Below are 20,278 nucleotides of genomic sequence, written 5' to 3' on the forward strand. Positions count from 1 at the left end.
TCCCCAAGGAGTCCTATGCTGTCCAACGCAGTTCGGCGCAAGTTCCTGCGCGCCACCATCGGTGGAGCCATGGCGTTTGCCCTCACGTTGCCTGCAGGGCTAGTGGTAGCCGACGAGTTAGACGACAAAAAGGTCGAGATTCAGCAGAATATCGACAACTTGGAACAGGATATGGAGTTCTTGGATGCTGACATCCAAGAAACCGATAAGAAGCTGCGCGAGCAGCAAGCCCAAGTTCCCGTGTTGCAGTCAGCACTTGCTGACGCTCAGAGCAGAGTGGTCAACGCGCAAGCGGCAGTTGCAGATCTGAATAATCGCCTAATCAGTGCGCAGGATACTCGGGACAAGGTCGCTGCGCAGATACAGGCAAATGACGCCAAGCTCGCCGAAGCCGAAGATGCCATGGCCAAGATTGCTTCAGAGGCCTATAAGCGCGGAGGGATCTCCGGCGGCCTGGATATGATCCTCAATATGGATTCGGCTACGGCCATGGCTGATGGCTTGGATATGGCCAACCGCGCCATGGAATCGCAGAATTCTGCCTACAACGATCTGGCGCAGGAACGTGCGAACAACGAGAACAACAAGGCACGCCTTGTCGCAGTGGAGAAGGAAATCTCTTCGCTGAAGTCTCAGGCTGAAGATGCTCTTGCGCAGGAAGAAAATGCGCGTGACGCAGCCCAGTCCGCGAAGGATGAACTGGACGCTCTCGTGTCCAGTACTGAAGCTCTTAGCGCCCAGCTGGAGGCCAAGAAGCCTCAGATTCAAGCTAAGCTCAATGCTGAGCAAGAGGAGCGGGCTCAGAATAACGCCGCGATTAAAGAGCGCCAAGAACGCCTGATTCGTGAAGAGAAGGAACGCCAGCGAAAAGCAGCTGAAGCTGAAGCTAAGCGGAAGGCTGCATTCGAAGCTGAGCAGCAACGCAAGGCAAAAGCCGCCAAGGCGCAGAAGAAGACTTACGTCAAGAAACAGTATGTTCCCAAGGCATCGTCGAGCGCGCCAAAGTCGAGCAGCTCAGGCTCCAGCGCGTGGGGCTTGATCAAGCCTACGAACAGCAACAACATCACTTCAACCTTCGGATGGCGTCCAACACCGGCTGGGACTATCGATTATGGTGGCCGCGGCGGTTATGTCCATGCAGGACTTGACTGGGGCTTCGGCGGGCAATGTGGAGCACCGATTTATGCAGCCGCCAGCGGAGAAGTATGGATGGCTGGTTGGGGTGGAACCGCAGGTAACAAGGTTCTCATCTCCCACGGCGTAGTCAACGGCAAGGCATTGGCTACCGGATACCATCACATGTCCAAGGTTGCTGTGAGCGTCGGCCAAAAGGTCTCGCAGGGACAGGTGATCGGCTATGTCGGCACTACCGGCAACTCAACTGGCTGCCACCTGCACTTTGAAACCGTGATCAACGGACAAGCGGTCAATCCGATGGGGCTTTTGTAGATCTGTAATTACGGGTGACCGTCGTCAGCTACCCCACGCGCAAGCGGTTAGGGGTAGCTTTGGCGTTTCATCAGCACTTTTCATTTAGACTTGGTGATTGTGCGTAGGAATTCGACTGCGCGATGCAAGGAGTGTCATGGCCAAGAAAAACCAAGAAGATCGTGTGATTGCCAGCAATAGAAAAGCACGCCACGATTACGAAATTCTCGATACCTTCGAGGCAGGCATGGTCCTTACCGGAACCGAAGTTAAGTCGCTGCGCGAGGGCAAGGCATCGCTTGTCGACGGGTTCGGCCAGTTCTATCGTGGGGAACTGTATATCGAGAATTGCTATATCCCGGAGTACCTCAATGGTTCATGGACGAACCATGCGGCACGGCGGCGCCGCAAACTGCTCTTGCACCGTCAGGAACTCATTAAGATCGAACGCAAGATTTCCGAAGCGGGTCTGACAATTGTTCCGTTGAGCTTGTATTTCAAATCAGGCCGGGCCAAGCTCGAAATCGGTGTGGCACGCGGTAAGCGAGAATTCGACAAGCGCCAGACCTTGCGAGAAAAGCAAGACAACCGTGAAGCGCAGCGTGCGATGCGAGAGCGCAACCGTCGTAGCGCATAACTGAACATAAAGTTGTTCATGGCGAAGCTCTCATTGGGTTCTGACCAGTGATTGCGCTATGATTGATGAACGCACTTCGGTGCAGTTGCACCCGGCGACGGGACTGACAACAAAATACGGGGATGATCGGTTTCGACGGTGTAAGTCGCGACAGATGAAGCGGGCCGAGGACGCAAAGTTATCTCGTAAACGCTCTTTGCAAAACAATAAGTGCCGAATCTAAGCGCACTGACTTCGCTCTCGCTGCCTAAGCAGCCAGACAGTCCGTTAGCCAGGGGATGCTATCGCCCCTGATCCTAACGTCATTTAGATAGCCACTGTATTGGGCAGTTGTTGCCGCTGCCAGGTACATATTTAGGCAACTGTGCCCGGACCAGCCACATGTTTGCGTGATGGCTGGGGCAGAGAAAATCCGCAGCAAACTGCGCCCGGAGAAGACCTGGCAACACTACATCGGACGGGAGTTCAATTCTCCCCATCTCCACCAATAAGAGCTCTGGAACTTCTCAGTTCCAGAGCTCTTTCATTTAACTAGCGGTCGATTGACGCGTGGCGATGTTTTCACAGCTGCTGAGCCTCGGGGAGAAGGGCTTTTTCTGAGCCTGATTTGATCGAAGAAGCCTATTTCGCATCCTGGCTGGTTCGCTTCGAAAGCGAGCCTGTTCGCGAGCGGATTGATAAACACATAGACTTGAGTAGATACCGCAAGAAGATAGTCGGATCAGTAGCGCATTTAGACGATAAGGAAGTAAGCAATGGGTAAGGGCGGCTCAACGCAGGTTTCTCCCATAGTCAGGTCCCTGTACGCTGCTGTTGCTTTTCTCCTCGAAGTAGGCCTGCTCTTTGCGGCGGCGCTTGCTGCAATCGCATTCATTCCGTTGCCGATGATTATTGCCATTTTGATAGTTGTCGTTCCATTGCTTGTCATCTGGTCAGTGTTCTTCTCGCCCAAGGCGGTTGTAAAACTTCGGCTTCGTACCAGGATCGTTCTGATCCATCTGATCTACCTGGCTGGGGCCTACACGCTGTGGCTTAGCGTTGATCATTCATTTACGGATCAGTCGCAGATTTGGGCCATCGCCATGCTGATTTTGACCGGTACCAGCGCAATCCTCATTCTTGCCACGGGCGGATATGTAGTTCCCCACGATCGGAGCAAACCGCAACCGCAAGTTGTGGAGAGCCAACGACCAGCAGCCCGCGGCCGCAGAGCTGCCAGATAGGACGTCTTAAATAGGTCATGCCGAAGCGTCGCTTCGGCATGACCTATTTAAGACGTCGACTAGTACACCCAGCTGGCAGCCCAAAGCCCGCAGAGTGCTGCTCCAACAGCTCCTATAAGTGTCCCGAAAGCGTTCAATGCACCGGCCACGGGCTTACCCGCCTGAATTAGTTTCACTGTCTCGAAACTCGCCGTGGAGAAGGTTGTGTATCCGCCCAGGAATCCGGTACCTACTGCCAGCTGCCATACCGGTGGAAGACAGTTTCCGAGAACCAAGCCGGTGATCAAGCCCAGCAGGAAAGACCCCGAGATGTTGATGGTGATCGTTCCCCACGGCAGAGCTCCAGAAGTGCGAGCCTTAATCAGCGCGTCTAGGAAGAATCTAGTGCAGGCGCCGAGTCCTCCGCAGGCGGCCAATACGACAAATAGTAGCGGAGTCATTCGGCCTCCAATGAGGCTGCTGCACGAGGGATTCTCGATCCGACGAGAATTCCGAGGAACGTGGCCAACGCACCGAGGAGAATTGTTCCAACGGCATATCCGAGCATGGTGCCGGTCATCCCGTCGGCCAGCAACAGTGCGCTGTCGGTGGCCAACGTACTGTAGGTGGTGAATCCTCCCATGAACCCGGTGCCGACCAAGAGCCGGATCCGTCGCCGCCAGCCTTGATCGCTGCCCCGCCGCAGCAGCGACTCAAGCAGCAGTCCCAGGAGGAATGCTCCTGCGATATTGATGATGAATACCGTCAGTGGAAACCCCGTAGATGTCGGAAAGATCAGGCTGCACGCCTCACGCGCTGCTGTACCGGCGGTGCCGCCGAGGAATACCAATGCCAACAAGCCCGGTCGCAAGTGCAGCGGACGCATTACTGCCGGCGGATCTGTGTGTGTATCGCCGCCGCTTGGTGAATTAGATTCTGGCTTGGTCATAGGGCGTTTCTCTTCAAGGACGATGATGCTTCGGACGGCGGGATGATGAGGACCGGATGCAACTGGCGTTGAGCGAGCTTGACGGCTACTGAACCGTTGACCAGTTCATGCAGCGTCGTGCGAAGCGAACGCGGACGGCTGCCGAGAACCACAGCGAGTGCATTTCGTTCTTGAGCCAGCAGTCCCAGTTCATGGGCTGCGTCGCCGGCGCGAGCCACCGCTGACCAGGCCACGCCGGTCGATTCAAGCAATGCGGTGATTGCTCCCAGAAGCTTCTCGGGCATCATTTGTGTCTGGCTGCCTGCCGATTCCGGGTCAATCGGTGAAGACACCACGGTGCCGTCCGGGAGCCTGTCAACGGTGTATCGGGAAGGATCGACCCAGACGCAGATCAGGTGAGCATTCATCTGACGTGCGAATTTCGAGGCCTGTTCCACCACGCGGGGATCCTGGCCGGGATAGACGCCGACAACGTACGGACGGCCTGGGCTATTCATCGCTTGCCTGACGCTGGATTCTGCGTGAACGATGCTGGTGCATGTCTCTCCTACCTGTGGGCGCAACAATGTGGCTGAGGTAGGGACTGTTGTCGAACCAGTATTACGCTGATCTGAAGTTTGTCTCCGGCGAGCCCCACCGCCGCATCGGGCTTCCCGACAGCTCCATTTTTGCACAAGCCGTCGGCGAATGCGATGTGCGCTAGGCGGGACGGACCCACACCATAGAAGCATCCAGATAATTCAATGAATGCGGCAGCGTGATGGAGGCGCCGGGCACCAGGCCCATTTCATGCGCCCGGCGCAGGAAGTCCGGGTCCTCGTCGCTGATCCGGTCGATGACGGCGGTGCTTGATCCGCTGTACCGGTCTAGGCGGACTGCGTCGCTGGCCGGGAGCGTGCCGTCGGCCGAGGGGATGGCATCTCCATGGGGGTCCCGGCTGGGACGGCCCAGGCGCAGATCCAACGCGTCGATGAAGCGGTCGGTGACAGTGTGTTCCAGCGCCTCGGCTTCATCGTGCACTTCGTCCCAGCCGTAGCCCAGCTCATCGCGCAGGAAGGTTTCCAGCAGGCGGTGGCGGCGGACCATGCGCAGCGCCTCGCGCCGGCCGGTGGGGCTGAGCGTAATGGCGCCGCGGGGGATGTGGTGCACCAGCTGCTTGACCGCGAGCTTCTGGACCATCGTGGTGGCCGAAGCGGGGGACAAGCCCAGCTGGTCGGCCAGCGCTCCGGTGCTCACCGGGGTGTCTTCCCACTCGGTGAGCATGTACAGCGCCTTGAGGTAGTCCTCTTCGCTGGTGGTCAGCTGGCGCGGGTCGCGGTATCTGGCCATCGACGCCTAGCGATTCAGATAGGGCAGGATCGCCGGGTGCAGCAGCCCGTTGGTGGCCAGCGCGTTGCCGCCGTGGCATCCTTCGGCACCTGCCACGGAGGTGAACCTGCCGCCGGCCTCGCGGACCACGGGGACCAGCGCAGCCATGTCGTAGAGCTCAAGCTCCGGTTCAAAGGCGGCGTCGACGGCGCCTTCGGCCAACAGCGCGTAGGAGAGGAAGTCGCCGTAGCCGCGGGTGCGCCAGGCCGCCTCCAGCAGCTCCAGCAGCCCGTCGAGCTTGCCTGCCTCCTTCCAGCCGTTCAGCGAGGCATAGGACAGCGACGCATCCGCCAGCTGGCCGACCTTCGAGACCTGGATGGCGCGGGTGGCAGTGGTGCCGACCTGCGTGCCTGGTTCGGTGACGAACGCGCCGAGGCCCGTGGCGGCATGCCAGCGCCGGGTCATGGCGGGTGCGGAGATGACGCCGAGCACCGGCTCGTCGTCCACCAGCAATGCAATCAGCGTCGCCCAGACCGGGACGCGGCGTACGAAGTTCTTGGTGCCGTCGATCGGGTCGATGACCCAGCGCCGGGAAGAACTCCCGTGCACGCCGAACTCTTCGCCGAGCACCGAGTCCTGTGGGCGGTGTTCTGCCAGCGCGGCGAGGATCAGCTGCTCGGCGCCGCGGTCGGCGTCGGAGACGGGGGTCATGTCAGGCTTGGTCTCGACGTTCAGGTCGTTGGCGCCGTAGCGGGCCAGCGTGAAGGCATCGACCTGGTCGGCCAGAGCGAGCGCGAAGTCGAGGTCCTGCTGCAGGGTGTATTCAGCCATGTTCCTGGGCGCCTAGAGAGCGCCGAGCTCCTTCTCGTTGGTAGTTTCCTCGGTGGTGACCAGCCGGCGGTAGGAGGCCAGCCGGGCGGCGGCGTGGGCAGGCGTCGCTTCGTCGCGGGCCCAGGCGTCCAGTGCGCAGCCTGCCTCGCCTTCCGCGTGCGTGCAGCCGCGCGGGCACGCGGTGGCGATCTGCGCCAGGTCTTCGAACGCTGCCAAGATGTTCTCCGGATCCACCAGGCCCAGCCCGAAGGAGCGGATGCCCGGGGTGTCGATCAGCCAGGAGCCGGGGGTGTCGCCCAGACGCAGGGCCAGCGCGTTGGAGGAGGTATGCCGGCCGCGGCCGGTGACGGCATTGACATGCCCGGTGGCGCGTTCGGCGCCGGTCAGCGCATTGACCAGGGTGGACTTGCCCACGCCCGAATGCCCCAGCACCACCGAAACGCAGCCTGCCAGCAGCTCTTCCAGCTCGCCCAGAGCCGCGGAATCCAAGCGGGCGCTGGAGCCGTCGGCGCCTCGGGCGTCCACGCCGGAAGCCTCCGCGGAGGTGGTGCGGGAGATGACCACCGGCAGGTCAAGTCCTTCGTAGTGGGCCAGGAATTCTGCGGGGTCCTTCACATCGGCCTTGGTCACGCAGAGCACCGGCTGGATGCCGGCGTCGTAGGCGGCGACCAGCGCGCGGTCCACGAAGCCGGTGCGGGGCTCCGGGTTGGCGGCGGCGACCACGATGACCAGCTTGTCCACGTTGGCCACGACCACGCGCTCGGTGGCGTCGGTGTCGTCGGCGCTGCGGCGCAGCAGGGTGCGGCGCTCCTCGATGCGCACCAGCCGGGCCAGGGTGTCCGGCTTGCCGGAGGTATCGCCCACCAGCGCCACCATGTCCCCGGGGACGATAGCCTGGCGGCGCAGCTCGCGGGCGCGGGCGGCGATGACGATGCGCTCGGCGGCGGTGTCCTCGTCGAGGATCGCCGTATAGCGGCCGCGGTCCACCGTGATGATGCGCCCGATCTGAGCCTTGTCGTAGCTCGGCCGGTCCTTGGTGCGCGGGCGGGATCCGCGCTTGTTCGGGCGGACGCGGACGGCGGATTCATCGTAGTCTGAGTAGCGCATCAGTCCTGCTTCTGCCCGGTGGCGGCCATGGCGGACCATAGTGCCGGGAAGCCGGGCATGGTCTTGGAAGTGGTCGCGATGTCCTGCACGCGGATGCCCTGCACTGCCAGCCCGAGCAGCGCTCCGGCGGTGGCCATGCGGTGGTCCTCGTAGCTTTCCAGATCAGCCGCGCGCAGCGGCCCCGGGGTGATGACCAGCCCGTCCTCGGTGGCCTGCACCGCGGCGCCCACCTTTGCCAGTTCCGCTTCAAGGGCCGCCAGGCGGTCGGTTTCGTGCCCGCGCAGGTGGCCGATCCCGGTCAGCCTGCTGGGCGAATCGGCCAGCGCGCAGAGCGCTGCAAGGGTCGGGGCCAGCTCGGAGGCGTCAGCGTAGTCGATGCCGTGGATGGCCCCGGTGCCGTGCACCGTCAGCACGCCGTCCGCACCCAGGGATACTTCGGCGCCCATGCTGCGCAGGATCTGCACCCACTTGCCGCCGACCTGGGTGGTTTGCGAGGGCCAGAAGGGGACGCGCACCGTGCCGGTGGCGGCCAGCGCGGCGGCTAGGAACGGCCCGGCATTGGACAGGTCGGGCTCGACGGTCACGGTGAAGCCTGCAATGCGCCCGGCGGCGATCTGCCAGCCCCGCCCGTCGGCATCGATCTGAACGCCGGCGCCGAGCTCACGCAGGGTCTGCACGGTCATGGTGATGTGGTCGGGGGAGGCGATCGGTCCGTCGGCGGCGCGCAGGTGTAGGCCGCCGGGCAACGCCGGGGCGGCCAGCAGCAGGGCAGAAATGAACTGGGAGCTGCCCGAAGCGTCGATCTGCACGGTGCCGGCCGGTGCCAGCTGGCGTGCGTCCATCGTGAAGGGCAGCTTGCCCGGCTCGCCGGAGTAGGCGAAGTCCACGCCCAGGGCGGCCAGCGCGTCGAGCACCGGAGCCATCGGGCGCAGCCGCGCGGAGGCGTCGCCGTCGAAGCCGAGCTTGGCTCCTGCCACCGCGGCCAGGGCAGGGACGAAGCGCATGACGGTGCCCGCCAGCCCGCAGTCGACGTCGCCCGGTGCCTGGTTCAGCTGCGCCGGGGGAGCCACGAGCACCGTGGTGGAGCCGTCGGGGTGCTCTTTGCGCTCAATGCCCACGCCGAAGGATTCCAGCGCACGGAGCATCAGCTCGGTGTCGCGGCTGATCAGCGCGTTGTGGATGGTGGAGGGAGAGGAGGCCAGGGCCGCGAGGATCAGATAGCGGTTGGTCAGCGACTTGGAAGCTGGGACGATCACCGTCGCGTCGAGCGGAGCCTGCGCATAGGGGGCCTGCCACCAGCTGCTTGCGTGGTCTTGGCTGCTGGTGCTTCCAGTGCTGGGTTGGGTGCTGATCTGGCTGGTCCTTACTCTCTGGGTGCTGGTGCGGGCAGCCTCGTCGCTGCCTGGCGCCGGAGCCTGCACATGCGGCGCGGCGGATTCTTCGCGGTAGTTAAATCCTAGCCGAGAACGGGCGGTGAAGCAGGGAATAAGGGCGGCCGGCGGCCGGTTGTATCAAGTGTGACGACGATTGAAGACACCAGCACCCTGGGCGGCGGCTCATGCACCGTGGAGGATGCGCCGCGGCCGGCAGTTTCACTGTCCGAGGCCCGGCGCAAGCGCGTAGACTCTAAGGCGATGACTAATGAGAGTGTGGACGCGAATCTTCCCGATGTGAGCGTCGAGACCGAGGCCCAGCGCCGCGAACGTTTCGAACGGGATGCACTGGGCTATGTCGACCAGCTGTACTCAGCTGCGCTGCGCATGGCCCGCAACCCCTCGGATGCCGAGGACTTGGTCCAGGAGGCGTACACGAAGGCCTATTCGGCCTTCCACCAGTACAAGCCCGGGACCAACCTCAAGGCCTGGCTGTACCGCATCTTGACCAACACCTATATCAACCTCTACCGCAAGCGCCAGCGCGAACCGCAGCGGACCAGCACGGATACCGTCGAGGATTGGCAAATGGCCTCCGCGATGGAGCATTCTGCCACGGGGCTGCGCTCGGCCGAGGCAGAGGCGCTGGACCACCTGCCGGATTCCGACGTGAAGGCTGCGCTGCAGTCGATCGGCGAGGATTTCCGCATGGCTGTCTACTTCGTCGACGTCGAGGGCTTCAGCTACAAGGAGGCCTCGGAGATCCTTGGGGTGCCGATCGGCACCGTCATGTCCCGGTTGCACCGTGGACGCAAGCAGCTGCGAGATCTGTTGGCAGACTACGCGGCAGATCGTGGAATCAAGGCGGCGGATAAATCCGCAGCCAAGGTTGATGGAGGGACGAAGTAAGATGGACTGCAATTCATTGGGGGACTGCGCCGATGACCGCATGGTGCGCATCTACGAGTACCTCGACGGCGCGCTGACCCTGGCAGACCTCAAAGAGGTCAAATCGCATCTGGAGCAGTGCCCGGAATGCACCGAGCAATACGATCTTGAATGCATCATCCGCTCTGTGGTGCGCCGTAGCTGCCAGGAGCATGCACCGCAGCAGCTCAAGGCGAATATCATCACGCGCATTTCGCAGATTCGGATCGAATCAGGACACTAGCCGCAGGCGCAGGAAAAAACCCCGTATCGCTCGAAATATTCGAGTGCTACGGGGTTCTTCGTCTTTTTCGCTTCGCTTAGCTGTTTGGGCGCTTGCCGTGGTTGGCACCGCCACGCTTGCGATCGCGACGCTTGCGTGCGCGCTTCGACATGGTGACTCCTTAGAGGGATCATTTCAACTGCCCGAGAGGTTCGGGCCGACTAATAGTCTTTCACATTTGAGGCGCAAAAACCTAACGGGCGACTGTGGCGTCCAGCCCATCGGGCAGGAGCCGCGCTCCCTGCAGGGCGGAAGGCGCCTAGCCTGCGCTGGGTTCTGGCAGCTGCAGCCAGGAGTACCAGCCGCGGTGCAGCACCAGCCAGGCCATGAGCCCGTAGCCTGCCTGCCCGGGGACGCCGCCCGAAGCGTTGAGGTCGGCACGCCACTGCGCATGGGCGCGCAGCGGGGCGAAGGTGTCGATGTAGTGGTGGTTGCGGCGCATGGCGACGTCGGCGTAGACGCGGTTCAGCTCGGCAACGCGTTCATTGCGCGCCTCGTCCAGGCCGGGGGCCGGGCCCACCAGCAGGGCCTTGATATTCATCTGGGAGGCCGAGTCCAGGATGTTCGCGAGGTTCAGCCGGCTGCGCGCGGTGCTGACTTCCAGGTCGACGTCGCGGTCCGAGAGCGCGATGACCAGGCGGTTCTCGTACTGGTCGCTGAAACGCCGCGAGGCTTCGCCCAGCCAGCGTTCGGCCAGCGCTTCGGAGCCTTCGGCGGGAGCGGCCAGGACGAAGGACTGCAGGCGCAGCGAGGGATCCTGGGTTCGGGCCATAACGCGTCCAAACCAGCCCAGGGCCCGCGGGTCGCCGTGGCCTGCCAGAAGTTCATCTCCGATTGCTGTAATGCGGATAGTTCGTAATTCCAACTGGCGACCTTTCGTTGGCAAAAGATGAATCGTGAACAACCTTAGCAGTGTTGCCAGGTGGTCTTGGGGATGTCGGGGCGCGTTAAGCGCCACAGCCGGCGAACCTGCCCCGGGTGGGGCGAGGTCCGCCGGCTGAGTTTGCTTCAGTGCGGAACTGGCTTAGCGGGCGAAGGCCTGCTGCATCAGTACTGCGTTTTCAGCTTCGTGGCGCTTGGCGGTGCCTGCCGAGGTCGCGGCGGATGCCGGGCGGGAGACCAGGTTGATCTTCTGCGGCAGCTGCGGTGCGACGTAGAGGCCGACATAAGGCCATGGGCCCTGGTTGGCTGGCTCGTCCTGAACCCAGGCGATTTCTGCGTTCGGGTACTTGGCCAGCTGCGCAGCGATCTGCTCCACAGGGGCAGGGTAGAGCTGCTCCACGCGGATGATCGCGGTCTTCTCGTCGCCGGCCTTGGTGCGGGCTGCGAGCAGGTCGTAGTAGACGCGGCCCGAGCACAGCAGGACCTTGTCCACTGCGGCTGCATTGGTGATCGATGCATCTCCGATGACTTCCTGGAAGCCGCCGGTGGTGAAGTCCTCCACCGAGCTTGCCGCGGCCTTCAGGCGCAGCAGCTGCTTCGGGGTGAACACGATCAGCGGCTTGCGCGGACGGGCGTAGGCCTGGCGGCGCAGCAGGTGGAAGTGGTTGGCGCCGGTGGACGGCTGGGCCACCACCATGTTGTTCTCCGCGCACAGCTGCAGGAAGCGCTCGATGCGGGCCGACGAGTGGTCAGGACCCTGGCCTTCGTAGCCGTGAGGCAGCAGCATGACCAGCGAAGAGGACTGCGACCACTTCTGCTCGGCCGAGGAGATGAACTCGTCGATGACGGTCTGCGCGCCGTTGACGAAGTCGCCGAACTGGGCTTCCCACATCACCAGTGCATCCGGGCGCTCCACCGAGTAGCCGTACTCGAAGCCCAGGGCAGCGTATTCGGAGAGCAGCGAGTCGTAGATCCACAGCGGGGCCTGGTCCTCGCTCAGGTGGTGCAGTGGGTACCACTCGTTGTCGTTCTCGCGGTCGTGGAAGACCGAGTGGCGCTGCACGAAGGTGCCGCGGCGCGAATCCTGGCCTGCCAGGCGGACCGGCACGCCTTCCATGGACAGCGAGCCCAGGGCAGCGATCTCTGCGAAGCCCCAGTCGATGCCGCCTTCGCGGGACATCTTCTCGCGGCGCTCCAGCAGCGACTTCAGCTTGGTGTGCATGGTGAAGCCCTCCGGCACTGCCAGGTGGGCCGCGCCGATGTGCGCCAGGGTCTGGGCGGAGATCGCCGATGGGCGGGCTCCGTCGACGGTGCCCTCGTCAGCGGCCTGGGCGAATGGCTTCTCCAGGTCGTTGATGGTCGAGCCCGGGGTGATGATCGGGATCGGCGAGGTCTGGGCCGCGTGGGTCTCCGCGAAGATGCGCTCCAGGGATTCCTTGTACTCGGCCAGTGCGTTGTCTGCCTCTTCCTGCGTGATGTCGCCGCGGCCGACCAGGGCCTCGGTGTACAGCTTGCGGGTGGAGCGCTTGGCTTCGATCAGGTTGTACATGATCGGCTGGGTCATCGACGGGTCGTCGCCCTCGTTGTGGCCGCGGCGGCGGTAGCACACCAGGTCGATGACGACGTCCTTGCCGAACTTCTGGCGGTACTCGAAGGCCAGCTGGCCCACGTGCACCACTGCCTCCGGGTCATCCCCGTTGACGTGGAAGATCGGAGCCTGCACGGTGCGGGCGATGTCGGTGGCGTAGACCGAAGAGCGCGAAGAACTCGGAGCGGTGGTGAAGCCGATCTGGTTGTTCACGATCACGTGCACGGTGCCGCCGGTCTTGTAGCCTGGCAGCTGGCTCATGGCCAGCACCTCGGAGACCACGCCCTGGCCGGCAAATGCAGCGTCGCCGTGGACCAGGATCGGCAGCACTGCCTCGCGGGAGTTCAGCCGGTCCAGCTTGGCGCGGGTGATGCCCTCGAGCACCGGATCCACTGCTTCCAGGTGCGATGGGTTCGCTGCCAGGTAGACCTTGGTGGTGTTGCCCGAGTCGGAGGTGTACGAGCCCTCGGTGCCCAGGTGGTACTTCACGTCGCCCGAGCCCTGGACCGAGCCAGGGGTCGCGGTGCCTTCAAATTCGCGGAAGACCTGTCCGAAGGTCTTGCCGGCGATGTTGGTCAGCACGTTCAGGCGGCCGCGGTGCGCCATGCCGATGGCCACCTCGTTCAGCTGTGCGTCGGCGGCGTCGGAGATGATGGCGTCCAGCAGAGGAATCAGCGATTCGCCGCCCTCCAGGCTGAAGCGCTTCTGGCCCACGAACTTGGTCTGCAGGAAGGTCTCGAAGGCCTCTGCGGAGTTCAGCTTGGACAGGATGCGCAGCTGCTCTTCGCGGCTTGGCTTGGTGTAGCCGTGCTCCAGCTTGGACTGGAACCACTCGCGCTCCACCGGGTTCTGCAGGTGCATGTACTCGGTGCCGATGGTGCGGCAGTAGGCGTCGCGCAGGATGCCCAGGATGTCGCGCAGCAGGGCACGGTCCTTGCCGCCCAGGCCGCCGGCCAGCCATTCGCGGTCCAGATCCCACAGGGTCAGGCCGTAGGACTTGATGTCCAGGTCCGGGTGCTTGCGCTGGACGTACTCCAGCGGGTTGGTGTCGGCCATCAGGTGGCCGCGCACGCGGTAGGAGTTGATCAGGTGCTGGATGCGGGCGACCTTGTTGACCTGCAGGTCGATGTCGACCTGGTTGTCGACCGCCCAGCGCACTGGCTCATAAGGGATGCGCAGCTGCTCGAAGATCTCGTCGTAGAAGCCCTGCTCGCCCAGCAGCAGCGACTCGACCAGCTTCAGGAATTCGCCCGAACCTGCACCCTGGATGACGCGGTGGTCGTAGGTGGAGGTCAGGGTGATGTGCTTGCCGATGCCCAGCAGCGCCACGGTCTTCTCAGCGGAGCCGCGGTACTCGGCAGGGTATTCCAGTGCGCCGACGCCGATGATGGCGGCCTGGCCCTTGGACAGGCGAGGCACCGAGTGCACGGTGCCGATGCCGCCCGGGTTGGTCAGCGACACGGTGGTGCCTGCGTAGTCGTCAGCGGTCAACTTGTTGCCGCGGGCGCGCTTGATCAAATCTTCGTAGGTGGCCCAGAACTCGTTGAAGCTCAGGGTCTCAGCGGCCTTGATGTTCGGCACTGCCAGCATGCGGGTGCCGTCCGGCTTTGGCATGTCGATGGCGATGCCGAAGTTCACGTGGGCCGGCTGGATTGCGGTCGGCTTGTTGTCGATGACGTCGTAGGTGACGTTCATGGACGGGATCTGCTTCAGCGCACGGATCACGGCGAAGCCGATCAGGTGGGTGAAGGAGATCTTGCCGCCGCGGGCGCGCTTGAGGTGGTTGTTGATGACAATGCGGTTGTCGATCATGACCTTGGCCGGCACCGCACGCACGGTGGTTGCGGTCGGCACGGTCAGGCTGGCGTCCATATTGGTCGCGATGGCCTTCAGCGGGCCGCGAAGGGCGGTGCGCTTTTCTTCGCCGAACAGCTCGGTCGACGGGGTGGCCTTCGGGGCCTGGGCTGGAATCGGCGCAGTCTTCGGCGCTGGTTCAGCCTTCTTCGCAGGTGCCGGCGCGGCGGCTGCGGCAGGAGCGGCGGCCGGTGCTGGCGCTGGCTCGGAAGAGCGTGCGGCTGCTGCGGCGCGGGGTGCTCCTACACCGTTCGCGGGGGCAGCTGCGGAAGCTGCGGGGGTAGCTGCCGCCGGCGTCGCTGCCGGTGCTGCTGGGGTCGACTTCTCTTCGGCGAGGGATTCGAAAATATCCCACCACTTCTTGTCTACCGAATTCTTGTCAACGAGATACTGTTCGAATAGCTCATCTACTAGCCATTCGTTTCCACCAAACTCTTCAGTAAGTCGGTGGTGTGCTTGCTCTGGCACGTGCAACGCCTCTTCCCTGATTTCTACGTTGTTCTAGCTTGAGCCGGTGGTCTGACGAGGACGTGATGGTGACCGCCGAACTCACAATATTTCTAGACCTGCGCACCAGTCTAGTAACTTTTCTGCGCACTTGGCCACGGCACGTATCGAATCTCACGAAAGTGGCCCGTATTACACCCCGCTTATCGTTTCTTCACTACCGTCCGACGCCACGGCCGCAAAGTAATGCAGATTGCGCCTCGTTTCGTTAGACTAAATCGCACTATGGAATCACACTCTCCTAGCCGGCCAGCCGCCCGACGGCGCAGCGCCGGCCACGTCAGTCCATCTCAGACCGGTTCCGGCTCCCGATTGGAGCCTTCTAGTTGCCGCGCGCAACAAGAAGAACCACTAGCTAGAGCATTGCGCGGGTGGAGATAACCACCCATGGAATGGCTCTATTTGATCTTCGGCCTGCTGCTGATTCTCGGCACCGGCTTCTTCGTGGCCGTGGAATTCGCACTGGTCGCACTCGATAAAAGCACTGTTGCCCAGGCGGTTGCCGCCGGCGAACGCGGCGCAAAGCCGCTGATGCAGTGTTTAACCTCTCTTTCCACCCAGCTTTCAAGCTGCCAGCTGGGCATCACCCTCACCACCCTGCTTACCGGCTATGTTCTGGAGCCTTCGCTGAGCAAGCTCTTGGAACCGGTATTTGAACTGGTCGGCATCGACGTCACCGGAGCGACAGCGGTTTCGCTGGTCATCTCGATGGTGATCGCCACCCTGCTGTCCATGCTGATCGGCGAACTGGTGCCCAAGAACCTCGCCATTGCCAAGGCGATGGCGGTGGGCAAGGCGCTGGCGCGGCCGCACCTGGTGTTCACCGCAATTTTCAAGCCGTTCATCGTCGTGCTCAACGGGTTCTCCAATGCCGTCCTGCACCGCTTCTTCGGCCTGGAGGCCAAAGAGGAGATCTCGGCGGCGCGCTCCTCGCAGGAACTGGCATCGTTGGTGCGCCGTTCGGCGCAGCTGGGCACCCTGGATGTGCAGACGGCCCGCTTCGTTGAATCCACCATCGAGTTTGCCGAGCGCACGGCGGCCGATGTGATGACCCCGCGCACCTCCATGGCGACCATCGACTCCGAGGCGGACCTCGCCGAGCTGATTGCGATGAGCGCGGAAACTGGCTTCTCCCGCTTCCCGGTGACCGAAGGCTCCAGTGACGAGATCCAGGGCGTATGCCATATTAAAGCGGTGGTCTCGGTGCCGCGCGAACGCCGCGCGGCGCTGCAGGTGGGCGAATTCGCCCACGACGCCCTCTACGTGCCGGAAACCATCCACCTCGACGTGCTGCTCGAGCAGCTGCGCGAGGCGGAATACCAGCTGGCCATCGTGATGGATGAATACGGCGGCACCGCCGGATTGGTGACGCTGGAGGACCTGGTCGAAGAAATCGTCGGCGAAGTCTCCGACGAGCACGACGAGGACGAGGAAGAGGCAGTCACCCAGCCCGACGGCAACTGGCTCTTCCCCGGGATGTACCGCCCGGACGAGGTCAACGAGCTGATCGGCCGCGAGGTGGTGCCGGATGACGCGTCCTATGAGACCGTCGGCGGATACATGCTGGCCGAGCTGGGCCGCCTGGCCGAGTTGAACGACGCGGTGCACACCGAGGCGGGCATCTTCACGGTGACCGAGCTCGACGGGAGGCGCATCGCCCAGATCCGCTTCGAACCTGCCGAGGTTGAAGAAGGTGAGGGCGAATGAGCGACGTCATGGGCCTGATCTGGCTTGTCATCCTGCTGCTGTTCAACGCATTCTTCGTCGCCGGCGAATTCGCTGTCATGTCCGCCCGGCGTTCGCAGATCGAACCGCTGGCGGAGGCGGGCAACAAGCGCGCCAAGGTGGCGCTGTTCGCCATGGAGCACGTCTCGGCGATGCTGGCGGTGTGCCAGCTGGGCATCACCGTCTGCTCGCTGCTGATCCTGAACATCTCCGAACCTGCCATCCACCACCTGCTGGCCGAGCCGCTGATGCTGCTGGGCCTGGCCGAAGGGGCGGCGGACACCATCGCCTTCCTGATTGCGCTGGTGCTGGTGACCTTCCTGCACGTGACCTTCGGCGAAATGGTGCCGAAGAACATCTCCGTCTCCGTCGCCGACAAGGCGGTGCTGCTGCTGGCCATGCCGCTGGTGGGGCTGTCCAAGGTGCTCAAGCCGATCATCGCGCTGCTCAACGGCGCGGCGAACCTGGTGCTGCATGCCTTCGGCGTGGAGCCCAAGGACGAGGTGGCCAGCTCCTATACCGCCGCCGAGGTGCGCACCATCATCGACACCTCTTCCGAGGAAGGCGCGCTGGAGAAGGACGATGCGCTGCGCCTGACCAAGGCGCTGGAGTTCTCCACTGTCACCGCCAAGACCTGCATGGTGCCGCTGGACGACCTGTTCACCCTGGAATGGGGCACCGCCACGGCGCGCGAGTTCGAGAAGAAGGTCGGCAAGACCGGCTTCTCGCGCCTGCTGATCACCCGCGACCAGGCCCCGGTGGGGTACTGGCACGTGAAGGACGTCATGCTCATCGACGACGCGCACTCCACCGCGCCGCTGAAGGACCTGCCCCTGCATCCGCTGGGCCAGCTCAAGCAGGACACGGAGATCGAGGACGCGCTGGAGAAAATGCGCCAGGAGGGCAACCACCTCTCCGCGGTGGTCGACGAGCACGGCGCCAGCCTGGGCGTGGTGTTCCTGGAGGACATCATCGAGGTGCTGGTCGGCGAGATCAGCGACTCCACGCGAAAGCGCGTGGCTCCGCCGCGGGCTGAGAACGGCGGAAACGCCGGCCAGTAGCCCGCCTCGCCGGGCAGGGGACGCAGGCTGGAGAACCAGCCCGTATTGCGAATGACTCGCAACTGGTAGGATTAACTGCGGCACCGCATTGTGCGGTGCCGCAGTTTTTGCGTCCAGCACATTGCGCGGCCGGGCGCGCCGCCCCGAACACAGAAAGCCGGTAGATGAGCTCAACGCCGATCGTCGCCTTCAACAACGCCAGGCTCGCCTACGGCCGGAGGGTGTTGTGGCAGGACTTGAACCTGCAGGTGGCCCCGGGGGAGTTCCTCGCGGTGCTCGGGCCCAACGGCTCGGGCAAGACCAGCTTCATTAACACGATGCTCGGCACCACCGCGCTGGACGCCGGCCAGGTGAGCATCGACGGACAGCCGGTGCGCCGAGGCTCCCGCGCCGTCGGGCTGATCCCGCAGCAGCGCCCCTTCGGGGACAATGTGCCGCTGCGCGCTCGCGATCTGGTTGCGTTGGGCGTGGACGGAACCAAGCCCGGAGTCAGGCTGGCACGGCGTGCGGTGGCGAAGAAAGTCGACGAGCTGTTGGAGCTGGTCGGTGCCAGCGGCTACGCCAACCGCGCCATTTCAGACCTGTCAGGCGGCGAGCAGCAGCGCCTGCGCGCGGCCCAGGCGCTGGCCGGGGATCCGCGGGTGCTCTTGTGCGACGAGCCGCTGCTGTCCCTTGACCTGCACCACCAGCAGGCGATCAGCCAGGTCATCCACCAGCAGGCGGTGCGCCGCGGCAGCGCGGTGGTCTTCGTGACCCACGAGATCAACCCGATCCTGCCCTATGTGGACCGGGTGCTCTACTTGGCCGAAGGGCGCTTCCACATCGGCACCGTGGACGAGGTCATGCAATCGCATGTGCTCAGCGAGCTCTACGGCGCACCGGTCGAGGTGCTGCGGGTCAACGGGCGCATCGTCGTGGTGGCCGGTGCCGGCGGGCGCGAGCTGCCTGCCGACGGGCACGAGCATCCGCAGATCGCCGACGACGTGGCACACAGGGACGGAAAGTAGGAACGGGCATGGACTTTTCAGACCTGCTGCAAAAGGCATTCAACTTCCAGGACTACGCGCAGCTGCTGCCCCTGGTCTCCAATTCGCTGGTCGCCGGCGCCGCGCTGGGCATCGTCGGTGGGCTGATCGGCATCTTCATCATGATGCGCGACATGGCCTTCGCGGTGCACGGCATCGCCGAGCTCTCCTTCGCCGGGGCGGCCTTTGCGCTGCTGGTCGGCGCGGACGTGGTCACCGGCTCGGTCATCGGATCCATGGTCGCCGCGCTGATCCTCGGCGTGCTGGGCACCAGGGCGCGGGACCGCAACTCCATCACCGGCGTGCTCATGCCCTTCGGCCTGGGCCTGGGCATCTTGTTCATCTCGCTCTACGAGGGGCGCAGCGCGAACAAGTTCGGCCTGCTTACCGGCCAGATCGTCGCGGTGGACGACGTGCAGCTGACCGGCATGCTGGGGTTGTGCGCGGTGGTGGTGGCGGCGCTGCTGCTGATCTGGCGGCCGCTGACCTTCGCCAGCGCCGACCCGCTGGTGGCCAACGCGCGCGGGGTGCGCACCGGCGGGCTGTCCATCGTGTTCATGATGGTGCTGGCCCTGGCGGTGGCGGCGACCATCCAGGTGGTCGGCGCGCTGCTGGTGCTGGCCCTGCTGATCACCCCGGCCGCCGCGGCGCTGCGGGTCAGCTCCAACCCGGTGCTCACCGTCGTGCTCTCGGTGATCTTCGCCGAGGTGGCGATCGTCGGCGGCATCCTGCTGGCGCTGGCAGGCTCGCTGCCCATCAGCCCCTATGTCACCACCATTTCCTTCGCCATCTACCTTGCGTGCCGCGCCGTGGAGAAGCTGCGTTCGCCGCGACGCCACCAGGTCTAGCCAACAGGTTCAGCCGCCAAGTCTCGCCAGGCAGGCCTCGCTGATCAGGCCTTGACCGCAGGCCGCAGGCTGGCAAGGATCGAAGCATGGATAAAGCACAAGCACAGCACATCTGGGCCTTGGTGCATGCCGAGCGCAAGGCGCTGATCGCCGACCTGTCGACGCTGGATGATGAGGCGTGGGCCAGAGATTCGGCCGCCGCCGGGTGGAGCGTGCACGACGTCGCGGCCCACCTGGTCGACAACGCCCTGACCAAGCCAGGCCGGCTGCTGTGGGCCATGCTCCGCGCAGGATTCGACTTCGACAAGCAGAACGCCAATGGCGTGGCGGCCCAGCGCCAGGCCCAGCCTGCGGCAACCCTTGAACGCTTGGTGGCTGCGGCCGATGCACGCACCGGCCCACCCGCCCCGCTGGCCAGCCGGCTGGTGGAGGAAATTGCCCACGGCGAAGACATCAGGCGCGCGCTGGGAATCCGCCGGGAGTATCCGGTCCCGGCGCTGGATTTGGCCATCGGCTACCAGGCGCGCACCCCGCGCGCGGTGGGCGGGGCCAAGGAACTGGCCCAGCGGGTGCAGCTGGTGTCCGATGACCACCAGCGGGCGGAGCAGCAGCTGCGCTTGGGTCTCGGAGCGGTGCTGGCAGGCCCGCGGCTTGAACTGCTGATGGCGCTTACCGGCCGAACGCCTGCGCCCGGCTCACTGCACGGACCTGGCATCGCCTTCCTGGCACCGCTTGCCTGATGG

At 63.8% G+C, this 20,278-nt stretch carries 20 protein-coding genes and 1 other RNA gene; 11 read left to right on the top strand and 10 right to left on the bottom strand.

What is annotated here, in order from left to right; all coding sequences use genetic code 11:
* Positions 1–15 precede the first annotated feature (15 nt).
* The 4 genes from AUR04nite_RS12685 to AUR04nite_RS12700 all read left to right on the top strand — a co-directional run bounded on the left by AUR04nite_RS12685 (position 16) and on the right by AUR04nite_RS12700 (position 3,288).
* A complete protein-coding gene (locus tag AUR04nite_RS12685) occupies positions 16–1,449 on the top strand; it encodes a M23 family metallopeptidase (protein WP_141365594.1) in 1,434 nt (477 codons plus the stop codon).
* Positions 1,450–1,585: 136 nt separating this feature from the next.
* Positions 1,586–2,065, top strand: a complete 480-nt coding sequence (gene smpB, locus AUR04nite_RS12690) for an SsrA-binding protein SmpB (protein WP_141365596.1) — start codon at positions 1,586–1,588, stop codon at positions 2,063–2,065.
* A gap of 118 nt (positions 2,066–2,183) precedes the next feature.
* Positions 2,184–2,552, top strand: a transfer-messenger RNA (tmRNA) gene (ssrA, locus tag AUR04nite_RS12695).
* Positions 2,553–2,820: 268 nt separating this feature from the next.
* The gene (locus AUR04nite_RS12700; RefSeq protein ID WP_141365598.1) at positions 2,821–3,288 is read left to right on the top strand and encodes a DUF2568 domain-containing protein; all 468 of its coding nucleotides are present in this window, start codon (positions 2,821–2,823) and stop codon (positions 3,286–3,288) included.
* Positions 3,289–3,347: 59 nt separating this feature from the next.
* Here AUR04nite_RS12700 and crcB read toward each other — a convergent pair whose 3' ends face one another.
* The 7 genes from crcB to aroA form a co-directional block, all read right to left on the bottom strand.
* The gene (gene crcB, locus AUR04nite_RS12705; protein WP_141365600.1) at positions 3,348–3,728 is read right to left on the bottom strand and encodes a fluoride efflux transporter CrcB; all 381 of its coding nucleotides are present in this window, start codon (positions 3,726–3,728) and stop codon (positions 3,348–3,350) included.
* Entirely contained in the window at positions 3,725–4,216 is a 492-nt protein-coding gene (locus AUR04nite_RS12710) for a fluoride efflux transporter FluC (RefSeq protein WP_141365602.1), read from the bottom strand. The genes crcB and AUR04nite_RS12710 overlap by 4 nt, the downstream gene beginning before the upstream one ends.
* Positions 4,213–4,713 (bottom strand): universal stress protein, encoded by a 501-nt coding sequence (locus AUR04nite_RS12715; protein ID WP_170184201.1) that lies wholly within the window; start codon positions 4,711–4,713, stop codon positions 4,213–4,215. The genes AUR04nite_RS12710 and AUR04nite_RS12715 overlap by 4 nt, the downstream gene beginning before the upstream one ends.
* 202 nt (positions 4,714–4,915) lie before the next feature.
* Positions 4,916–5,545 carry a metal-dependent transcriptional regulator gene (locus AUR04nite_RS12720; protein WP_141365606.1) on the bottom strand — a complete coding sequence of 210 codons (630 nt, stop codon included), beginning with the start codon at positions 5,543–5,545 and terminating at the stop codon, positions 4,916–4,918.
* 6 nt (positions 5,546–5,551) lie between these two features.
* Positions 5,552–6,355 carry an inositol monophosphatase family protein gene (locus AUR04nite_RS12725; protein ID WP_141365608.1) on the bottom strand — a complete coding sequence of 268 codons (804 nt, stop codon included), beginning with the start codon at positions 6,353–6,355 and terminating at the stop codon, positions 5,552–5,554.
* A 12-nt stretch (positions 6,356–6,367) separates the two neighbouring features.
* Positions 6,368–7,462 carry a ribosome small subunit-dependent GTPase A gene (gene rsgA, locus AUR04nite_RS12730; RefSeq protein WP_174787883.1) on the bottom strand — a complete coding sequence of 365 codons (1,095 nt, stop codon included), beginning with the start codon at positions 7,460–7,462 and terminating at the stop codon, positions 6,368–6,370.
* A complete protein-coding gene (gene aroA, locus AUR04nite_RS12735) occupies positions 7,462–8,814 on the bottom strand; it encodes a 3-phosphoshikimate 1-carboxyvinyltransferase (protein WP_141365661.1) in 1,353 nt (450 codons plus the stop codon). The genes rsgA and aroA overlap by 1 nt, the downstream gene beginning before the upstream one ends.
* Positions 8,815–9,096: 282 nt before the next feature.
* On the opposite strand from aroA, the gene AUR04nite_RS12740 reads away from it, so the two are divergent.
* Both AUR04nite_RS12740 and rsrA read left to right on the top strand, forming a co-directional pair.
* A complete protein-coding gene (locus tag AUR04nite_RS12740) occupies positions 9,097–9,744 on the top strand; it encodes a sigma-70 family RNA polymerase sigma factor (protein WP_141365663.1) in 648 nt (215 codons plus the stop codon).
* A gap of 1 nt (position 9,745) precedes the next feature.
* On the top strand, positions 9,746–10,006 hold the full coding sequence (rsrA, locus tag AUR04nite_RS12745) for a mycothiol system anti-sigma-R factor (protein WP_141365610.1): 261 nt from the start codon (positions 9,746–9,748) through the stop codon (positions 10,004–10,006).
* 76 nt (positions 10,007–10,082) lie between these two features.
* Here the strand turns inward: rsrA and AUR04nite_RS18540 are convergent, their stop codons facing one another.
* The 3 genes from AUR04nite_RS18540 to AUR04nite_RS12755 all read right to left on the bottom strand — a co-directional run bounded on the left by AUR04nite_RS18540 (position 10,083) and on the right by AUR04nite_RS12755 (position 14,837).
* On the bottom strand, positions 10,083–10,157 hold the full coding sequence (locus AUR04nite_RS18540) for a 50S ribosomal protein bL37 (protein WP_369299107.1): 75 nt from the start codon (positions 10,155–10,157) through the stop codon (positions 10,083–10,085).
* Positions 10,158–10,304: 147 nt separating this feature from the next.
* Entirely contained in the window at positions 10,305–10,910 is a 606-nt protein-coding gene (locus AUR04nite_RS12750) for a GDSL-type esterase/lipase family protein (RefSeq protein ID WP_141365612.1), read from the bottom strand.
* Between the two features lie 159 nt (positions 10,911–11,069).
* Entirely contained in the window at positions 11,070–14,837 is a 3,768-nt protein-coding gene (locus AUR04nite_RS12755) for a multifunctional oxoglutarate decarboxylase/oxoglutarate dehydrogenase thiamine pyrophosphate-binding subunit/dihydrolipoyllysine-residue succinyltransferase subunit (protein ID WP_141365614.1), read from the bottom strand.
* 426 nt (positions 14,838–15,263) lie between these two features.
* Here AUR04nite_RS12755 and AUR04nite_RS12760 point away from each other — a divergent pair, with 426 nt between their 5' ends.
* The 5 genes from AUR04nite_RS12760 (at position 15,264) to AUR04nite_RS12780 (ending at position 20,275) form a co-directional block, all read left to right on the top strand.
* A complete protein-coding gene (locus AUR04nite_RS12760; RefSeq protein ID WP_141365616.1) occupies positions 15,264–16,583 on the top strand; it encodes a hemolysin family protein in 1,320 nt (439 codons plus the stop codon).
* Positions 16,580–17,662, top strand: coding sequence for a hemolysin family protein (locus AUR04nite_RS12765; RefSeq protein WP_141365618.1), 1,083 nt, complete (start codon positions 16,580–16,582; stop codon positions 17,660–17,662). Before AUR04nite_RS12760 ends, AUR04nite_RS12765 begins: the two co-directional genes overlap by 4 nt.
* A 164-nt stretch (positions 17,663–17,826) precedes the next feature.
* The gene (locus tag AUR04nite_RS12770) at positions 17,827–18,669 is read left to right on the top strand and encodes a metal ABC transporter ATP-binding protein (protein WP_141365620.1); all 843 of its coding nucleotides are present in this window, start codon (positions 17,827–17,829) and stop codon (positions 18,667–18,669) included.
* 8 nt (positions 18,670–18,677) lie between these two features.
* A complete protein-coding gene (locus AUR04nite_RS12775; protein ID WP_141365622.1) occupies positions 18,678–19,535 on the top strand; it encodes a metal ABC transporter permease in 858 nt (285 codons plus the stop codon).
* Between the two features lie 86 nt (positions 19,536–19,621).
* Positions 19,622–20,275: a maleylpyruvate isomerase family mycothiol-dependent enzyme gene (locus AUR04nite_RS12780; RefSeq protein ID WP_141365624.1), complete on the top strand. Its 654-nt coding sequence runs from the start codon at positions 19,622–19,624 to the stop codon at positions 20,273–20,275.
* The last annotated feature ends 3 nt before the right edge of the window (positions 20,276–20,278 follow it).

This window comes from Glutamicibacter uratoxydans (genome assembly GCF_006539925.1).
GTDB classification, from domain to species: domain Bacteria; phylum Actinomycetota; class Actinomycetes; order Actinomycetales; family Micrococcaceae; genus Glutamicibacter; species Glutamicibacter uratoxydans.